Origin of the sequence: Streptomyces sp. 11-1-2 (assembly GCF_003595545.1) — a bacterium.
GTDB lineage: Bacteria > Actinomycetota > Actinomycetes > Streptomycetales > Streptomycetaceae > Streptomyces > Streptomyces hygroscopicus_B.
The window spans coordinates 10,478,229-10,495,868 of sequence record NZ_CP022545.1; the positions used below are offsets into that span (position 1 = coordinate 10,478,229).

Sequence of the window (17,640 nt, forward strand, 5' to 3'; positions counted from 1 at the left end):
CGAGCGTGATGGAAACTGTCTGGTGGCCACGGACGTTGTGAGGATGTCCGGACCGTCTGGTGTGTGCATCGAGGGTTTGTCCTGCCCCACGGGCGGGTCTGTTTCAGTCAAGGGGAATCGCCCGTGAAGTTGTTCGGGAAGTTGTTCGGCAAGAGTGCCCGCCAGGATGGCGGCAGCAGCACCGCTCGCCACCGCGCCTCGCGTGCCGCGGAGGAGAGCGGAGGGGGGACCGAGGAGCGCCCGCTGTTCCGGGACCAGGTCGGCGCGCAGGGCGCGTCTGTTGACCCCTCCGCGACCGGCCCCATAGGTTTCCAGGAGCCATCGGCCGCTCACAGTGGTGGAGGGTTCGGCTTGCCTGTCTGTCAGCGGTGCGGTCACCGGAACGCGGAGGCCAGCCGGTTCTGCTCCAATTGCGGCGCCCCGCTGCGGGGCGGCGCGCCCTCCGAGCGTGCCTCGGAGACCACCTCCACCATTTCGATCTCGGGTCTCGAGGCGTACGACTCCGAGGTGACCGGGCAGACGCCGCTGCCGTCGCTCAGCCCGGAGGCGCAGGCCGCCGTCGAGGCGCTGCCGATGGGATCGGCGCTGCTGGTGGTCCGGCGCGGGCCGAACTCGGGCAGCCGTTTCCTGCTGGACAGTGATGTCACCACGGCGGGCCGTCACCCGCAGAGCGACATCTTCCTGGACGATGTGACGGTCTCCCGCCGCCATGTGGAGTTCCGGCGCGGCCAGGACGGCAGCTTCACCGTCTCGGACGTCGGCAGCCTCAACGGGACGTATCTCAACCGGGAGCAGATCGACGCGCCGGTGGTGCTGGCCAGCGGCGACGAGGTGCAGATCGGTAAGTACCGGCTGGTCTTCTACCCGAGCCAGCGGGGCGTCGGCATCTGACCCGTCAGGGGAGGTCCATGCTTCAGACACCGTCGGGCGGTGCCGGTACCGGCACCGCCCCCACGGGCAGCCGGTCGATGAGCATCGGCACCGTGCTGAATCTGTTGCGGGACGAGTTCCCCGAGGTCACCACCTCCAAGATCCGCTTCTTGGAGTCGGAAGGTCTGGTCGAGCCGCGCCGGACGCCCTCCGGCTATCGCAAATTCAGCCGGCGGGATGTGGAGCGGCTCGGCCGTATCCTCCGGATGCAGCGTGACCACTACCTGCCGCTCAAGGTCATCCGGGAGCATCTGGACGCCCTGGAGCGGGGCGAGCCGTTGCAGCTTCCTGCCGTTTCGCAGGGAGCGCGGCAGCCCGGTGTGCTCGACGGCGGTACCGGGGCGGCCGCGGACGGCCCCACGGCCGCCCGGCTGGGCCGTGCCGAGCTGCTGGCAACGGCCGAGGTCAGCGAGGTGCAGCTGGCCGAATGGGAGTCGTACGGGCTGCTCGCGCCGAGCGCGGACGGCGGGTACGACATCGAGGCGGTGACCGTCGCCCGGCTCATCGCCGAACTCGGTCGTTTCGGCCTGGAACCACGTCATCTGCGAATCATGAAAGCCTCCGCCGAACGCGAGGCCGGAATGGTCGAGCAGGTGGTCGCTCCGCTGCGGTTGCATAGAAACCCGCAGACCAGAGCGCATGCGGAGGCCAGTGTGCGGGAGCTCGCCACGCTCTCCGTAGAGCTGCACGCGGCCCTGGTGCGGTCGGCTCTGAGGGTCCAGGAGCGGTGACCGGCCGGGCCCCGACTATCCAAACCGGCCGGGCACGTCCTAGGGTTGCTGTGTGAACGAGCTCGACGTCGTGGGTGTCCGGGTGGAAATGCCCTCCAACCAACCGATCGTGCTCCTGCGTGAAGTGGGAGGCGACCGGTACCTCCCCATCTGGATCGGACCAGGTGAGGCGACCGCGATCGCCTTCGCTCAGCAGGGCATGGCTCCGGCGCGCCCGCTGACCCATGATCTTTTCAAAGACGTACTCGAAGCGGTCGGCCAGCAGCTCACGGAGGTCCGGATCACGGATCTGCGCGAGGGGGTCTTCTACGCGGAGCTGGTCTTCGCCAGCGGCGTGGAGGTCAGTGCCCGGCCGTCCGACGCCATAGCGCTCGCGCTGCGCACCGGAACGCCGATCTACGGCAGCGACGGCGTGCTGGACGACGCCGGTATCGCGATCCCGGATGAGCAGGAGGACGAGGTGGAGAAGTTCCGCGAGTTCCTCGACCAGATCTCGCCCGAGGACTTCGGAACCAGCAGCCAGTGAGCGGTATGCCGGTCCTAGCTCGCGCATTCGAGTAGCCTTTCCCGGACGAGGGACACGGGAAACCACCCTTAGGGTGATTATCACTCGGCGTGCCGAGTGTGGCGATCGTTGACGCACCCCGGGTGACTGCCTACCTTCAAGGTGGCAGGTCGAGGACGGAGGTCGGCGTGAGAAGCACCGGCGACGGCACGGCAGCCGGCGGTCCGTATACGCTCCAGGGGAGCGCACCGGCCGATCCGGCGTTGAAGGCTCGGGTCGCGGCACAGGCAGCACCGCCGCGTGAGCCCGCCGCGGGGGAGACGGGGCGGGTCGGGTACCGCGGACCGACCGCATGCGCGGCCGCGGGCATCACCTACCGCCAGCTCGACTACTGGGCCCGCACCGGGCTGGTGGAGCCGAGCGTCCGGCCCGCGTACGGCTCGGGCAGCCAGCGGCTCTACAGCTTTCGGGACGTGGTCGTCCTCAAGATCGTGAAGCGGCTGCTGGACACCGGCGTATCGCTGCAGAACATCCGGGCGGCGGTGACCCATCTGCGGGCCCGGGAGCTCGACGACCTGGCCCAGATGACGCTGATGAGCGACGGCGCGACCGTCTACGAGTGCACCTCGCCCGATGAGGTCGTGGACCTCCTCCAGGGCGGTCAGGGTGTCTTCGGGATCGCCGTGGGCGTCGTCTGGCGGGATGTCGAGAGCGCGCTGTCCCAGCTGCACGGCGAGCGGGTGGACACCGGGGAGACGCTGATCCGGCCCAACCCCACCGATGAGCTCGCGGCGCGTCGCAACCGGGCCGGTTGAGCGCTCGCCCTTTCGTCAGGCACCTTTCGCTAGGCGCCGCCCCGGACGCGAGCCGAGCGGCGCCCCCGGCCCGCCTCCGGGCCGTCGTGCCGCCCATTGTCAGTGGTGTGCGGCAGCATCGTAGGTGTGAGGGGTGCGCCGACGATTCTCCATCTGGACATGGATGCCTTCTACGCCTCGGCGGAGCAGGCATCCAAGCCCAGCCTGCGCGGTAAGCCGGTGATCGTGGGGGGTCTGGGGCCGCGTGGCGTGGTCGCCACGGCCTCCTATGAGGCCCGGGTGTTCGGGGTGCACTCGGCCATGGCGATGGCCCAGGCCCGCCGCCTGTGTCCGAACGCGGCGTTCCTCATCCCCCGCTTCACCCTCTACCGCGCCGTGAGCGACGTGGTCATGACCCTGCTGCACACGCTCTCGCCCCTGGTGGAGCCGCTCAGTCTGGACGAGGCGTTCGTTGATCTGGAGGCGGGCGGCACCGAGCCCACCGTGGGGGCGGCGCGCGCCGTGGGGGAGCGGCTGCGGACCGACATCAGGGCGGTCACCGGGCTGACCGGTTCGGTGGGGCTCGCCGGATCCAAGATGCTCGCCAAGATCGCTTCGGAGCAGGCCAAGCCCGACGGCCTGGTGGTCATCGACCCCGGGACGGAGCGCGAGTTGCTCGGCCCCATGTCGGTGCGGACACTCCCGGGAGTCGGCCCCGCCACGGCGGAGACGCTGCGCCGGGCCGGGATCCACACCGTGGCCGAGACGCGGGAGGCGGGCGAGGCCGAGCTGGTGCGGCTGCTGGGCCGGGCCCACGGCGCGTCGCTGTTTCTGATGGCGGAGGGCCGGGACGAGCGGCCCGTCGTCGCCGAGCGGGACGCCAAGTCCATCTCGGTGGAGGACACCTTCGACGTCGACCTCACCGACCGCACCCGGGTGCAGCTGGAGATCGCGCGGCTCGCCGACCGCTGCGTGCGGCGGCTGCGCGAGGCGGGTCGCTCGGGGCGGACGGTCGTGATCAAGGTGCGGCGGTACGACTTCTCCACGCTGACCCGTTCGGAGACCCTGCGCGGGCCGACCGACGATCCGGGGGTGGTGCGGGAGGCCGCGGCGCGGCTGATCGACGGTGTGGACACCACGGCGGGTGTGCGGTTGCTCGGGGTCGGGGTCAGCGGTCTGGCGGACTACACCCAAGAGGATCTCTTCGCCCAGGCCGCGCAGGCCGCGCAGGCCGCGCAGGCCGCCCATGAGGCACTGGGGGACGCCCGGCGCGTGCCGGGCCCCGAGAGGCCGGAGCCTGTGGGAGAGGGCGCGGGAGAGGCCCCTGAGGACGCTGGGAAGCCGCGGCGCTGGCTGCCGGGCTCCGATGTGCGGCACGCCGAGTACGGGGCGGGCTGGGTGCAGGGGAGCGGGGTGGGCCGGGTGACCGTGCGCTTCGAGGAGCCGTGGTCGCGGCCGGGGCGGGTGCGGACGTTCGCCGTGGACGACCCGGCACTGGAGCCGACCGAACCGCTGCCGCTGCTACGACCGCACGAGGACGGGACCCCGGGCTCGGACGCGATCCCGGACGCGGACGGGGCTCCGGACGTGGACCCGGGCCCGGAGGCGCATCTGGTCCCGGAGGACGCCGTGAACCCGGACCCGTACGCGGGGAAGGTCGCAGGCTCGGTCCCGGAGAACGCCGCGGGCCCGTGCCCGGACGTGGCCGGGGAGGCGGACCCGGACCTGGGCCCGGGGGAGGCCGCGGGCCCGGGCCCCGATGTGGCCGGGGAGGCGGGTTCGGACCTGGACCCGGTCCCGGGAGTGGCCCGGGAAGCGGTCACGAACCCGGACCTGGACGCGGACCCGGCCGCGGAGGAGGTCGCAGGCTCGGCCCCGGAAGACGCCGCTGGCCCGGAGCCCGATGTGGCCCGGGAGGCGGTCACGGACCTGGCCGTAGAGGGGACTACGGGCCGGGAGGGGACCACGGGCATGACCCCGGGGGAGGCCATAGCCCCGGATCCAGAGCAGATCGAGGGCCCGGATGACCTGGCCGCGAGACCAGGCGGCCTGGCCGCGGGCCCGGATGGGCTGGCCCCAGGACCGGGTGGCGGACCCGAGCAGGGTCAGGCCCCAGGCCAGATGCAGGGCCACGGCCTGGGCCGCGAGCAGCTCCCGGGCCACATGCAGGGCCACATGCAGCCCCCGGCCCCAGGCCAGGGCCAGGGCCAGCCCCAGCCTCAGGGGCAAGGTCAGCCCGTGACGTCCAGTCCGTAGTGGTGGTAGAGCTGCAACTCCTGTTCGGGGGAGAGGTGGCGGCCGACTCCGAAGTCCGGGGCGTCCTTGATCAGCGCCCGGTCGTACGGCACCCGCAGGGTGTCGCCGACGACCTCGCTCGGTTCGAGCGGTACGAAGACGTCCCGGCTGAACAGCCCGGTGCGTACCGCCGCCCATTCGGGCTCGCCGGTCGCGTCGTCGAGATAGACCTCGTCCACGGTGCCGATCTTGGAGCCCTCGCGGTCGAATGCCTTGCGGCCGATCAGGGTCCGCGGGTCGATATCGGTCTGCACGCTCTCTCCCACAGGTGGCAAGTGACCATTGATACCTACAAAAAGCCACATCGCCGCGCTCGGCCACTCGAACGCCGGCGACCGTCCCCCACGGTAGAACCGCTGGTACGCTGACTGTGGCTGTAAACCCCGTGCGGGAGAGTCCTCCGCCGACGCTGTCGGAGGCGCCGAAGGAGCAAACCCTCCCCGGAATCTCTCAGGCACACGTACCGTGCGGGTGAGGTCACTCTGGAAAGCAGGGCGGGCCACGGGCGAGCAGAGCTCCGGAACCCCTCCTCACCGACGGTGAAAACCGGTCAGGCGGTATGTGGCCGGTGAAGCTCTCAGGTTGAGATGACAGAGGGGGAGGCCGTCCGGGCACCCGCGCCGTGGTGCCCCTCGCCGGTCGTTACAGACCAGGAGGCCCCCGCAGATGACCGCCAATCGCATCGCACTCTCCGACTTGGAACGCGGTACTCCGTTCGAGCAGCGCCATATCGGCCCCGACGGCGAGGCGCAGGCCAAGATGCTCGCCCAGGTCGGCTTCGGCTCGCTGGACGAGCTCACCGAGGCCGCCGTACCGGAGGTCATAAAGAGCACCGAGGCGCTGCATGCCCTGCCCCCGGCCCGCAGTGAGCCGGAGGTCATCGCCGAGCTGCGCGGACTCGCCGACCGCAACCAGGTGCTGCCGTCGATGATCGGCCTCGGCTACTACGGCACCCACACCCCGCCGGTGATCCTGCGCAATGTGCTGGAGAACCCTGCCTGGTACACCGCGTACACGCCCTACCAGCCGGAGATCTCCCAGGGCCGGCTCGAGGCCCTGCTCAACTTCCAGACGGTCGTCGCCGATCTGACCGGGCTGCCCACGGCCGGCTCCTCGCTGCTGGACGAGGCCACCGCGGCCGCCGAGGCGATGGCGCTGTCGCGGCGTGTCGGCAAGGTCAAGGAGGGCGTCTTCCTGGTCGACGTCGACTGCCTGCCGCAGACCGTCGCGGTCCTGCGGACCCGCGCCGAGCCGACCGGTGTCGAGGTCGTCGTCGCCGATCTGGCCGAGGGCATTCCGGACGAGATCGCCGAGCGCGGGGTCTTCGGTGTGCTGCTGCAGTACCCGGGCGCCTCCGGCGTGGTGCGCGATCCGCGCCCGGTCATCGAGCGCGCTCATGAGCTGGGCGCCGTCGTCACTGTCGCCGCCGATCTGCTCGCGCTCACCCTGCTCACCTCGCCCGGTGAGCTGGGCGCGGACATCGCGGTGGGCAACAGCCAGCGGTTCGGCGTCCCGATGGGCTTCGGCGGACCGCACGCCGGTTTCATGGCGGTGCGCGACGCCTACGCCCGCAACCTTCCCGGCCGGCTGGTCGGGGTCTCCGTGGACGCCGACGGCGACAAGGCGTACCGGCTGGCGCTGCAGACCCGTGAGCAGCACATCCGCCGGGAGAAGGCCACCAGCAACATCTGCACCGCCCAGGTGCTGCTGGCCGTGATGGCCGGGATGTACGCCGTCTACCACGGCCCGGACGGGCTCGCGGCGATCGCCCGCCGCACCCACCGCTACGCCTCCGTGCTCGCCGAGGGGCTGCGGGCCGGCGGTGTCGAGGTGGTGCACGGCGCGTTCTTCGACACCCTCACCGCACGGGTGCCGGGCCGGGCCGCCGAGGTCGTCGCCGCGGGCCGGGAGGCCGGGGTCAACCTTCGCCTGACCGACGCCGACCACGTCGGCATCGCCTGCGACGAGACCACCGCCCGTGCGCAGCTTGCGGCCGTGTGGTCCGCCTTCGGAGTGGACGGCGGAAACGGCGACGCCGCCGGGATCCCCGGCGTCGACGAGCTGGACGCCGCGGCGCCGGACGCGCTGCCCGCGGCCCTGCTGCGCCACGACGGCTATCTGGCCCACCCGGTCTTCCACCAGCACCGCTCCGAGACGGCGATGCTGCGCTATCTGCGGCGGCTGGCCGACCGGGACTACGCCCTGGACCGGGGCATGATCCCGCTCGGCTCCTGCACCATGAAGCTCAACGCGACCACCGAGATGGAGCCGGTCACCTGGCCCGAGTTCGGCGCGCTGCACCCCTTCGCACCGGCCGAGCAGGCCCAGGGCTATCTGACCCTGATCCGTGAGCTGGAGGAGCGGCTGGCCGAGGTCACCGGCTATGACAAGGTCTCCCTGCAGCCGAACGCCGGATCCCAGGGCGAGCTCGCCGGGCTGCTCGCGGTGCGCGCCTACCACCGGGCCAACGGGGACACCCGGCGCACCGTCTGCCTGATCCCGTCCTCCGCGCACGGCACCAACGCCGCCAGCGCCGTGATGGCCGGCATGAAGGTCGTCGTGGTCAAGACCGGTGAGGACGGCGAGATCGACACCGGCGACCTGCGCGCCAAGATCGAGAAGCACGGTGCCGAACTGGCCGTGCTGATGGTCACCTACCCCTCCACCCACGGTGTGTTCGAGGGGCACATCACCGAGATCTGCGCGGCCGTGCACGACGCGGGCGGCCAGGTCTACGTGGACGGCGCCAACCTCAACGCGCTGGTCGGGCTCGCCGAGCCGGGCCGGTTCGGCGGCGATGTCTCGCATCTGAACCTGCACAAGACCTTCTGCATCCCGCACGGCGGTGGCGGCCCCGGCGTCGGCCCGGTCGCGGTGCGCGAGCACCTGGCGCCCTATCTGCCCAACCATCCGCTGCAGCCCGCCGCGGGCCCGGCCACCGGCGTCGGCCCGGTCTCGGCCGCGCCGTGGGGCTCCGCGGGGATCCTGCCGATCTCCTGGGCGTACATCCGGCTGATGGGCGCCGAGGGGCTGCGCCGCGCGACCCAGGTCGCGGTGCTCGGCGCCAACTATGTCGCCAAGCGTCTGGAGCCGCACTACCCGGTGCTCTACACCGGCCCCGGCGGCCTGGTGGCCCATGAGTGCATCGTGGATCTGCGACCGCTGACGAAGGCCACCGGCGTGACGGTCGACGATGTGGCCAAGCGCCTGATCGACTACGGCTTCCACGCGCCGACGATGTCGTTCCCCGTCGCGGGGACGCTGATGATCGAGCCGACCGAGAGCGAGGATCTGGCGGAGCTGGACCGGTTCTGCCAGGCGATGATCGCCATCCGGGCCGAGATCGAGAAGGTCGGCTCCGGCGAGTGGGCCAAGGAGGACAACCCGCTGCGGAACGCCCCGCATACGGCGGCGTCGCTGACCGGGGAGTGGGACCGCCCGTACTCCCGGGAGGAAGCGGTCTTCCCGGCCGGGGTCTCGGCGGCCGACAAGTACTGGCCGCCGGTGCGGCGGATCGACGGGGCCTACGGGGACCGTAACCTCGTCTGCTCCTGCCCGCCGCTGGAGTCCTACGAGGGCTGAGGGCTTCCCCTCGGCAAACGCGTCAATGGGGCCGGTGCGGCGGATGCGCCGGGCCGGCCCCTGCGGGTACGTGCCGTCGATGGTGGGTCAGACCGTGGTGACGGCGTGGGCGGCGGTCAGGCCGCGGTGACGATGTGCTCGGAACCCCGCGGCCGGCACGGTGCGATGACGCGCCCGTCCGGCAGCAGCTCACCGGTGTCCTCGAAGAGCAGGACGCCGTTGCACAGCAGGCTCCATCCCTGCTCCGGGTGGTGCGCCACCAGATGGGCGGCCTCCCGGTCGGCGGAGTCGGCTGACGGGCAGGGTGGTTGATGCTGGCACATGACAGGGTTCTTTCGCTGCGGAGTGGTGAATGTCCTGCGGCTCGCTGCGGCGTTCATGGCCGCCCCCCCGTGGTTTGAGTCGGTCGATTGCTCCAGTGTTGCCCTGCGGCCTGGAATCCGCAGGGATTTCGCGGTACCGGTCTCGCTAGATAATGACGCATCACCCGTCCGGACGGTTCATCGGCGCCGGACTGTTACGAGGATGCTGCGGAGCGCCCCGTGACCCGGCGGTCACGGGGCGCTCCCAATCTGATGGAGGCCCAGGTCAGGCGGGTGAGCCAAGCAAGGGAGCCCGGGTGAGCCGGTGGGTGAGAACCGGCAGCAGGTCGGTTGCGCGATGCGCCCGGTGGGGCGCGATACCCGGCGGGGCCGGGGCGAGCGGCACCAACAGGTCCCCCGCGCCGAGGCCGCCTTCGGCGCCGTCCGCCGTCAGGTCGCCGTGCAGCCAGAGCGTGACCATGTAGAGCTCGGGGATGGACAGCAGCCGCGGTTGGTACGCGGAGGGCAGCGACTCGGCCTGGCTCAGGGCGAGTTCGGCCGAGCTGACATAGGGACCCTCGGAGAAGTGTGAGAAGGCCCAGCCGTCGGCGGTGAGCATCGCCTCGGCGGCGGCCACCGTGCGGTCGCCGTCGCGGATCAGGAAGCGCCAGCCGGTGAGCCGGGTGCTTGGCGGGCCGTCGGCGGTGGTGATGTCGTCCAGGACATGGACGGGGAGCGGGAGTTCGGGTTCGAAGGGGCCGGTGAGCGTGGAGAGTACCGGGGTGCGCGCCTCGCGGACGGCGGTGGGGGAGTCAAGGGCCGTGAGGACGCTGCGCAGGGCGGGCGCGGGGGCCTGGGGCACATGCAGCGGCATGGTGGGTCGCCTCTCGCTTGGAGACACGGTGAAGCGATAGCGGGCCGGGTTTGGGCGGCGCTGTCGGTGGAACACGGGTCAGAGGGGAACCGGAACAGACTGTTCGGGCCTTATCTCTCTGCCTCGTTAGCCGAGTTTATACGACAAGTGTTCCCGTTGTGTTTCATCTAGCCGCTGCCCGCATTGCCGACAAGAGGTTATCCAGGCCGTGAGAAGGCGGGGATTTTCCCCGATTCTGTGCTAGATGAACGGATATGACCTGGCATTTTGGGGCCGACGCGGTAGGCTGGAACTCGCCGGTCCAATTTTCCGGCGCAATGAGCAGTTCCAGAGAGCCTACTGGCTGGGTGGGGATCGCGGGGCGTTATCGATCACATTGGTGGGCATCATCGAGCGTGGTGTGCAGACGGCTGGCACCGATGATCCACTCGAGGAGGGACGCTTCGATGGGGGACAAGCTCATAGCCGGTGAGTTCGACCCGTCCGGCCGGCGACGGCAGCGCGTCCGGTTGCGGCAGTGCCTCGACGGGCTGAGCCGGCTTCTGGCCGACAAGCGATTCGACCGCCCGAAGAATCTGATGGGGCTGGAGATCGAGCTGAATCTCGCCGGGGCCGACGGACTGCCGAGGATGATGAACGCCGAGGTTCTGGAGCGCATCGGGAGTCATGATTTCCAGACCGAACTCGGGCAGTGCAACCTTGAAGTAAACATCGTGCCCCACCGTTTGCGCGGACGCGTTCTCGATCAGCTGTCGGAAGAGCTCCGAACCGGTTTGTCATATGCCGATCGCAAGGCGCGGGAAGTGTCCTCCGAGATCGTGATGATCGGAATTCTGCCGACCCTCGCCGCGGACGATCTGGGATCCACGAGCCTCTCCTATGACGACCGTTACAAACTCCTCAACGAGCAGATGCTGGCCGCCCGCGGCGAGGATTTCCTCATCGACATCGAGGGCCGTGAGCGGTTCACCTACGCCAGCGCCTCCATCGCGCCCGAGGCGGCCTGCACCTCCGTCCAGCTCCATCTTCAGGTCACCCCGGGGCGCTTCGCGGACGCGTGGAACGCGGCGCAGGCGGTGGCCGCCGTGCAGATCGCCGTGGGCGCCAACTCCCCCTTCGTCTTCGGCCATGAGGCCTGGCGCGAATCCCGGCCGCCGCTGTTCCTCCAGGCCACCGATGTGCGTCCGCCGGAGATCGCCGCCCAGGGGGCGCGTCCGCGCACCTGGTTCGGCGAGCGCTGGATCGATTCCGCCTACGAGCTGTTCGAGGAGAACCTGCGCTATTTCCCGCCTCTGCTCTCCACCGGCGAGGACGAGGACCCGCTGCGGGTGCTGGACGAGGGCGGGGTGCCCGAGCTCCAGGAACTGGCGCTGCACAACGGCACGATCTACCGCTGGAACCGGCCCGTCTACGACGTCGTGGACGGTGTGCCGCATCTGCGCGTGGAGAACCGCGTGCTCCCGGCGGGGCCCACCGTCACCGATGTCATAGCCAACGCCGCCTTCTACTACGGACTGGTCAGGGCGCTCGCCGAGGAGTCCCGCCCGGTGTGGACCCGGCTGCCGTTCGCGGCCGCCGCCGCCAACTTCGACGCGGCCTGCCGGCACGGCATCGACGCGGTCCTGCAGTGGCCCAAATCCGGCCGGTCGGCCTCCCTGGCCCGCACCTCCGCCGTACGGCTGGTCCGCGAGGAACTGCTGCCGCTCGCGGCGTCCGGCCTCGACTCCTGGGGCGTGGAGCCCGCCGACCGCGACCGCTACCTCGGCGTGATCGAGGAGCGCTGCAAGCTGCGGGTCAACGGCGCGTCCTGGCAGACGGCCACCTACCGCCGCGCGCTGGCCGGCGGGCTGGACCGGGACGCCGCGCTCGCGGCCATGACCCGCCGCTACTGTGCCCTGATGCGGACCGACGCGCCGGTGCACACCTGGCCCACCGATCTCTCCGGGTGACGCCCACACCGTCGACCATGACACCGTATTGTCCGGTGAGCGGGGCGAGTGCACCCGATGAGACGGACAAGCGGAAGTGGGGACAGGAGTGCGGTCACAGGCGCGGGGCGCGGATGCCCCGGTCGAGGACGGGCTCTCGCGGCGGACGTTGCGCAATGAGACGCTGCTCGTGCTGGCGCTTTCCCTCGGCGCAAGCGGGCTGTCCGCACTGATCAGCTTTATCGGCTCGGTGACCAAACCCGGCGGGCTCAAGGACCAGGCGGCCAATCTCAACTCCTCCGCCGCGCCGGGGCGGCCCTGGCTGGATCTCGCCTGGCAGCTCTTCGGCATCTCGACCGCGCTGGTGCCGGTCGTGCTCGTGGCCCATCTGCTGCTGCGCGAGGGCGCCGGGCTGCGGGCGATCGGCTTCGACCGCGACCGGCCGCGGTTCGATCTGGCGTGGGGCGCCGCGGTCGCGGCCGCGATCGGCGGCACCGGGCTGCTGCTGTATCTGGGGGCGCGGGCGGCCGGGGGCAATTTGACGGTGGTGCCCGAGTCGCTGCCCGATGTGTGGTGGAAGATCCCCGTACTGATCGCCTCCGCCGTGCAGAACGCGGTGCTGGAGGAGGTGATCGTGGTCGGCTATCTGCTGCGCAGGCTCGGGCAGTTGGGCTGGACCCCGATGGCCGCCCTGCTGGCAAGCTCGGTGCTGCGCGGTTCGTACCACCTCTACCAGGGGATCGGCGGCTTCTTCGGCAACCTGGCGATGGGCGTGATCTTCGTGCTGCTCTACCGCCGCTGGGGGCGGGTCGGGCCGCTGGTCGCCGCGCATGCGCTGATCGACATCGTGGCCTTCGTCGGATACGCCCTGCTGGCGGGCCGGGTGGACTGGCTGCCCACGGCCTGACCCGCCCGGCCGCCGCGACCGATGGGTCTCAGGCCAGCAACTCGCCGTCGATGACGGTGACGGCGCCTCCCGTCAGCAGCGTACGGTCGCCGCGCAGCACGGTGCGGACCAGGCCGGTGCGCGCGGACACCTGCAGCCCGGTCAGCTCGTCGCGGCCGAACCGGGCCGACCAGTAGGGCGCGAGCGCGGTGTGGGCGCTGCCGGTGACCGGGTCCTCGTCGATGCCGACGGCCGGGGCGAACATCCGCGAGACGAAGTCGTAGCCGCGCGTGGGGTCCTCGGCGGCCGCGGTCACGATGACGCCCCGGTGGCTGATCCGCTTGAGCGCGGCGAGGTCGGGGGCCAGGGCGCGCACCGTCTTCTCGTCGGTCAGCTCGATCAGCAGATCGTCGATATGCGGGCCCGCGTGATGGGCGGACACGATCTCGGCGCCGAGGGCTCCGGCGACCTCGGCCGTCTGCTGGGAGACCGGCAGCGCGGTCAGTGAGGCCGTGGGGAAATCCAGCGTGATCGAGCCGCCGTCGTCGGCCGTCGCCGACAGGACTCCGCTGAGGGTGGCGAAGCGGACCGTGCCGGTCGCGGCCCCTGCGGTCTTCAGGACATGGGTGGTGGCGAGCGTGGCATGGCCGCACATGGGCGCCTCGGTGACCGGGGTGAACCAGCGCAGCGCCCAGTCCGCCTCCGCGGCCTCGGGGAGTGGGTGGGCGAAGGCGGTCTCGGCGAGATTGACCTCGGAGGCGACCCGCTGCAGCCAGTCGTCGTCCGGGAAGGCGTTGGTGTCGAGGAGGACGACCCCGGCCGGGTTGCCGGCGAAGGGGCGCTCGGTGAACGCGTCGACGATACGTATCCGCATGGCGGCGACCGTAGGCGGCGGGCGGCGGGGCGGCCATGGCCAATCCGTCAGGCGTGGCACCTCCCGGGGAGCGGGGTGGGGCCGGGTGGTGCGGGCCGGGACCGGTGGTGCGGGGAGCGGCGGTCGGGGCCGGCGGGTGAGGGTGCGGGGCGGTATCGGCGAGCCAAAGGGGTTGGCATCCGATCGGTTCCGATATATCGTTGAAGTGTCGTGATGGATCGACGATAGAAAGGAGCGTCACGATGCGTTCTCAAGGACATGGACGTGAACACTGCGGACCCGGCCACCGCGGCCGGGGCGAAGGTGAGGGGCGGCGCGCGGCATTCGGCCCGTTCGGCCCCGGTTTCGACGGCCCGCCCTTCGGTGGGCCCCCGTTCGGCGGCCGTGGCCGCGGCGGCCCCGGCGGCCGCGGGCCGCGTGGGCGGGCGCGGCGCGGCGATGTGCGCGCCTCGATCCTGGCCCTGCTGAAGGACCGCCCGATGCACGGCTACGAGATGATCCAGGAGATCGCCGAGCGCAGCGGGGGAGCCTGGCGGCCCAGCCCCGGCTCGGTGTACCCCACGCTTCAGCTGCTCGAGGACGAGGGGCTGATCGGCAGCGAGAGTGAGGGCGGCAAGAAGCTGTTCGCGCTCACCGACACCGGCCGCACCGAGGCCGAGGCGGGGCCCGCGGCTCCCTGGGAAGAGGCCGGGCGCGGTATCGACTGGGAGGCCATGCACGAGGTCCGCCAGGCGGGCTTCGGGCTGATGGAGGCGTTTTCCCAGGTCTGGCGCACCGGCAGCGCGGAGCAGCGGCAGAAGGCCGTCTCCGTCATCAATGAGTCGCGCAAGCGGCTGTATCTCATCCTCGCCGAGCAGGACGAGGAGAAGGGCGGCACCGAGCGGGGCGGCGAGAGCTGAGCCCGATCGGACGGGGGAACGGCCGCACGGGGGCGGCGGGGCGGGATGCGGGGCCAGGTGCCTGTCCGGCGCTAGACGACCAGCGCGCTCAGCTTGCGCAGCGACTCATTGAGCGCGCTGGTCGCCGAGTCCTTCAGCTTCCCGGCCATCAAAGAGACCGCCGCCCCCGTGAACTCCCCGTCCAGGCGCACCGTCGTGGCATCGCCGTCCGGTGTGAGCGAATAGCGCATGGCGAGGTTCACGCCCATCGGGCCCTTACCCCGGGTGGCCAGCAGCCGGGCGGGTTCGCACTCCTCGACGGTCCAGGTCACCTCGGCCGGAAAGCCCATCAGTTTCATGTTCTCCTCATAGGTCGCCGCCACTTCCAGCGTGGCCGGGCCGCCCCGCGGAAAGCTGGTGTGGGTGGCGTTCCAGTCGCCGTACGTGGAGAAGTCCGTCAGCCGGGCCCAGACCTTCTCGGCCGGTGCCTCGATGCGTGTCTGCGCGCTGACCTCGGCCATGGGGGAGTCCCTTCGGCGGGTTCCTGCGGTGTGTGGTGCGACGGTGCCGGGCAACGTAGCCCCGGGGTCCGGAACATTCAATACTGACGAGTCGTCAGTTCCCGTGTTTCCCCTTCCCCTCCTCCCCGAGGATGAGAACCGGTCAACCACGCACAACCACGGTGGGATGCGCACATGCTTCCCGGCGAGGATGCTCCGGCCTCAAGGGACTGATGGGGTGAGAGCGTGCGAAGTCCTACCCTTTCCGCCGGCCCGGACGACGCCGGATGCGAGGACCGGGTCAGCGAAGTGGTGGCCGCCGTGATCGCGGGGGCTCGCCGGCGCGCCGTACGCGATGGTGACGCGCAGATCGACACCGCCCATCTGCTGCACGGCCTCCTGGAGTCCGACCCGGAGGTACAGGAGGTGTTTCCCGGTGGCCCGCCCCAGGTGATACGGCTGCTGGGGTATCTGGTGCAGCGCGTCATCGGCTACGGGCTCCGGTGGAGCGGCACCGTCGAGGTCTCGGGGGCGGCGCTGTCGGTGGGGAGCGGGATGGCCGGATGGTCGCCCGCCGCGGCGGCCGCCCTCGATGCGGCGGTCCGCCGCGCCGCCTCCCGTGGCGGGGCCCGCGCCGGTGGCCTCGATCTCCTCGCCGCGTTCGTCCGTGACCGGGAGTGCCGTGCCATGGAGGTGCTGCGGCGCGCGGGCGTCTCCGTCGAACCGCTGGTCACCGCCCTGGCCGTGGAGACCTGCCAGCAGTCAACGGGGTGACGGTACTGACATGAGCTGACATGATGGCCCGGTGCAGATATCCGGAGGCCACTCACAGCAAAGGAAAGTCGGCCTGGGGCTCGCCCTGGTGTCGGCGCTCACGTTCGGCGGATCGGGCGTCGCCGCCAAACCGCTGATCGAGGCGGGGCTCGCACCGCTCGAGGTCACCTGGCTGCGAGTGACCGGCGCGGCCCTGATCCTGCTGCCCCTGGCCTGGCGCCATCGCCGGCTGCTGACCCGCCGCCCCGCCCTGCTGGTGGGATTCGGTCTGCTGGCCGTCGCGGGGGTGCAGGCGTGCTACTTCGCGGCGCTCTCCCGGATCCCCGTCGGTGTCGCGCTGCTCGTCGAATACCTGGCGCCCGCGCTGGTGCTGGGATGGGTGCGGTTCGTCCAGCGCCGGCCGGTGAGCCGGGCCGCGGCGATCGGCGTCGTCCTGGCCGTCGGCGGGCTCGCATGTGTGGTGGAGGTCTGGTCCGGGCTGAGCTTCAACCCCCTCGGACTGCTGCTCGCCTTCGGCGCGGCCTTCTGTCAGGTGGGCTACTTCGTCCTCTCCGACCACGGCAGCGACGGCCAGGACCCGGCGGATCCGCTCGGCGTCATCGCCTACGGACTGCTGATCGGAGCCGTGGCGCTGACCGTGGTCGGCCGCCCCTGGGGAATGGACTGGACGGTCCTCACCGGCGGCGCCGACCTGGCGGGCGCCCGTGTTCCCGCCCTGGTGCTGCTCGCCTGGATCGTGCTGGTGGCGACGGTGATCGCGTATCTCACCGGGGTGTTGTCGGTGCGTCGGCTCTCACCGCAGGTGGCCGGGGTGCTCGCCTGTCTGGAGGCGGTCATCGCGACCGTTCTGGCGTGGGTGCTGCTGGATGAGCACCTGGGCGTGGCGCAGGTCGTCGGCGGTGCGGTGGTGCTGACCGGCGCCCTGATCGCCCAGACCTCCACCCCGAAGGCCGCCGCGGCCGAGCCGGTGGCGGCCTCGGCGCCGGTGGAGGGGGAGCGGGAGTACACGGCGGGAGGGTGGCCGCCCCCGTCCCCGGCGTGCGACGACCCGGAGGGCGCCGGGGTGCCCCCGGTCAGAGCCGGGTGAGGTAGCCGGGCACCGGCGTGTCGGGCGCGAGGTCATCGGCGGGGTCCGGCGCGCCGTACGCGCGGGCGACGGGCACCACGCCGCTCCAGTGGGGGAGGCCCAGATCCTCGGCGTCGTCGTTGGGCCCGCCGGTGCGGATCTTCGCGGAGACCTCTTCGAGGTCGAGGCTGAGCACGGCGGTGGCGGCCAGCTCCTTGCCGTTGGCGGGCCGGGAGTCGGCGGCACGGCCCGGCACCACATGGTCCACCAGGGCGTCCAGGGCCGCGGTGCGCTCGGCCGGATCGGTCACCGGGCGGGCGATGCCGTGCACCACCACCGAGCGGTAGTTGATGGAGTGGTGAAACGCCGAACGGGCCAGGACCAGCCCGTCGACATGGGTGACGGTGAGACACACCGGCAGCCCCGGCTCCTCGCCGGCCGGCGCGCCCGCCATGCGCAGGGGGCGCGCCCCCGTCGAGCCGTGGAGGTACAGCCGCTCCCCGACCCGGCCGTAGAGGGTCGGCAGGACGACGGGGGCGCCATCGCGTATGAAGCCCAGATGGCAGACGTAGCCCTCGTCGAGGATCGCGTGCACCACCTCCCGGTCGTACGACGCGCGCTCGCGGGAGCGGGTGGGCACGGTGCGGTCGGTCGGTGTGTAGGCGTTGTCGGGCGCGTTGGTCGCGGCGGTGGCGTCCGGGGCGGGCATTTGCGTCCTCCA

General features: G+C 71.3%; 17 protein-coding genes and 1 riboswitch. Of the genes, 11 read left to right on the top strand and 6 right to left on the bottom strand.

Translation table 11 applies throughout. From position 1 onward, the window contains the following. Nucleotides 1–81: 81 nt before the first annotated feature. From CGL27_RS44850 to CGL27_RS44870, 5 genes are all read left to right on the top strand, one after another. The gene (locus tag CGL27_RS44850; RefSeq protein WP_203348783.1) at nt 82–891 is read left to right on the top strand and encodes an FHA domain-containing protein; all 810 of its coding nucleotides are present in this window, start codon (nt 82–84) and stop codon (nt 889–891) included. Between the two features lie 17 nt (nt 892–908). After that, nucleotides 909–1,661 (top strand): MerR family transcriptional regulator, encoded by a 753-nt coding sequence (locus CGL27_RS44855; RefSeq protein ID WP_119993373.1) that lies wholly within the window; start codon nt 909–911, stop codon nt 1,659–1,661. A 52-nt stretch (nt 1,662–1,713) separates the two neighbouring features. Further along, nucleotides 1,714–2,187, top strand: coding sequence for a bifunctional nuclease family protein (locus CGL27_RS44860; protein WP_014058684.1), 474 nt, complete (start codon nt 1,714–1,716; stop codon nt 2,185–2,187). A gap of 242 nt (nt 2,188–2,429) precedes the next feature. After that, on the top strand, nt 2,430–2,981 hold the full coding sequence (locus CGL27_RS44865; RefSeq protein ID WP_240451061.1) for a MerR family transcriptional regulator: 552 nt from the start codon (nt 2,430–2,432) through the stop codon (nt 2,979–2,981). A gap of 126 nt (nt 2,982–3,107) precedes the next feature. Next, nucleotides 3,108–5,216 carry a DNA polymerase IV gene (locus tag CGL27_RS44870; protein ID WP_240450853.1) on the top strand — a complete coding sequence of 703 codons (2,109 nt, stop codon included), beginning with the start codon at nt 3,108–3,110 and terminating at the stop codon, nt 5,214–5,216. On the opposite strand, the gene CGL27_RS44880 is transcribed toward CGL27_RS44870, so the two are convergent. Continuing rightward, nucleotides 5,192–5,509 carry a PRC-barrel domain-containing protein gene (locus CGL27_RS44880; protein ID WP_014058681.1) on the bottom strand — a complete coding sequence of 106 codons (318 nt, stop codon included), beginning with the start codon at nt 5,507–5,509 and terminating at the stop codon, nt 5,192–5,194. The genes CGL27_RS44870 and CGL27_RS44880 overlap by 25 nt on opposite strands. Before the next feature lie 124 nt (nt 5,510–5,633). Then, nucleotides 5,634–5,731: riboswitch (glycine riboswitch) on the top strand. A gap of 190 nt (nt 5,732–5,921) precedes the next feature. On the opposite strand from CGL27_RS44880, the gene gcvP reads away from it, so the two are divergent. Then, complete coding sequence (gene gcvP / locus CGL27_RS44885) at nt 5,922–8,837, top strand: aminomethyl-transferring glycine dehydrogenase (RefSeq protein WP_119993377.1); 2,916 nt, start codon at nt 5,922–5,924, stop codon at nt 8,835–8,837. A gap of 116 nt (nt 8,838–8,953) precedes the next feature. Here gcvP and CGL27_RS44890 read toward each other — a convergent pair whose 3' ends face one another. Together CGL27_RS44890 and CGL27_RS44895 are read right to left on the bottom strand one after the other, a co-directional pair. After that, entirely contained in the window at nt 8,954–9,160 is a 207-nt protein-coding gene (locus CGL27_RS44890; protein ID WP_043236576.1) for a DUF5999 family protein, read from the bottom strand. Between the two features lie 265 nt (nt 9,161–9,425). After that, entirely contained in the window at nt 9,426–10,013 is a 588-nt protein-coding gene (locus CGL27_RS44895; RefSeq protein ID WP_014058678.1) for a hypothetical protein, read from the bottom strand. Between the two features lie 446 nt (nt 10,014–10,459). On the opposite strand from CGL27_RS44895, the gene CGL27_RS44900 reads away from it, so the two are divergent. Further along, nucleotides 10,460–11,962, top strand: a complete 1,503-nt coding sequence (locus tag CGL27_RS44900; protein WP_119993378.1) for a glutamate--cysteine ligase — start codon at nt 10,460–10,462, stop codon at nt 11,960–11,962. Nucleotides 11,963–12,038: 76 nt separating this feature from the next. After that, nucleotides 12,039–12,848 (top strand): CPBP family intramembrane glutamic endopeptidase, encoded by an 810-nt coding sequence (locus CGL27_RS44905; RefSeq protein ID WP_205587851.1) that lies wholly within the window; start codon nt 12,039–12,041, stop codon nt 12,846–12,848. A gap of 28 nt (nt 12,849–12,876) precedes the next feature. On the opposite strand, the gene CGL27_RS44910 is transcribed toward CGL27_RS44905, so the two are convergent. Further along, nucleotides 12,877–13,701, bottom strand: a complete 825-nt coding sequence (locus CGL27_RS44910; RefSeq protein ID WP_119993382.1) for a PhzF family phenazine biosynthesis protein — start codon at nt 13,699–13,701, stop codon at nt 12,877–12,879. Nucleotides 13,702–13,943: 242 nt separating this feature from the next. Between CGL27_RS44910 and CGL27_RS44915 the strand changes: the two genes are divergently transcribed. After that, nucleotides 13,944–14,600, top strand: a complete 657-nt coding sequence (locus CGL27_RS44915; RefSeq protein WP_119993384.1) for a PadR family transcriptional regulator — start codon at nt 13,944–13,946, stop codon at nt 14,598–14,600. Nucleotides 14,601–14,671: 71 nt separating this feature from the next. Here CGL27_RS44915 and CGL27_RS44920 read toward each other — a convergent pair whose 3' ends face one another. After that, nucleotides 14,672–15,100 (bottom strand): SRPBCC family protein, encoded by a 429-nt coding sequence (locus tag CGL27_RS44920; RefSeq protein WP_119993386.1) that lies wholly within the window; start codon nt 15,098–15,100, stop codon nt 14,672–14,674. 225 nt (nt 15,101–15,325) lie between these two features. Here CGL27_RS44920 and CGL27_RS44925 point away from each other — a divergent pair, with 225 nt between their 5' ends. After that, a complete protein-coding gene (locus CGL27_RS44925) occupies nt 15,326–15,853 on the top strand; it encodes a Clp protease N-terminal domain-containing protein (protein ID WP_119993387.1) in 528 nt (175 codons plus the stop codon). Between the two features lie 31 nt (nt 15,854–15,884). Then, nucleotides 15,885–16,940 (top strand): EamA family transporter, encoded by a 1,056-nt coding sequence (locus CGL27_RS44930; protein WP_240450854.1) that lies wholly within the window; start codon nt 15,885–15,887, stop codon nt 16,938–16,940. On the opposite strand, the gene CGL27_RS44935 is transcribed toward CGL27_RS44930, so the two are convergent. Then, nucleotides 16,927–17,628 carry a pyridoxamine 5'-phosphate oxidase family protein gene (locus CGL27_RS44935; RefSeq protein ID WP_119993389.1) on the bottom strand — a complete coding sequence of 234 codons (702 nt, stop codon included), beginning with the start codon at nt 17,626–17,628 and terminating at the stop codon, nt 16,927–16,929. The two genes, CGL27_RS44930 and CGL27_RS44935, sit on opposite strands and share 14 nt — an antisense overlap. Nucleotides 17,629–17,640: the final 12 nt, after the last annotated feature.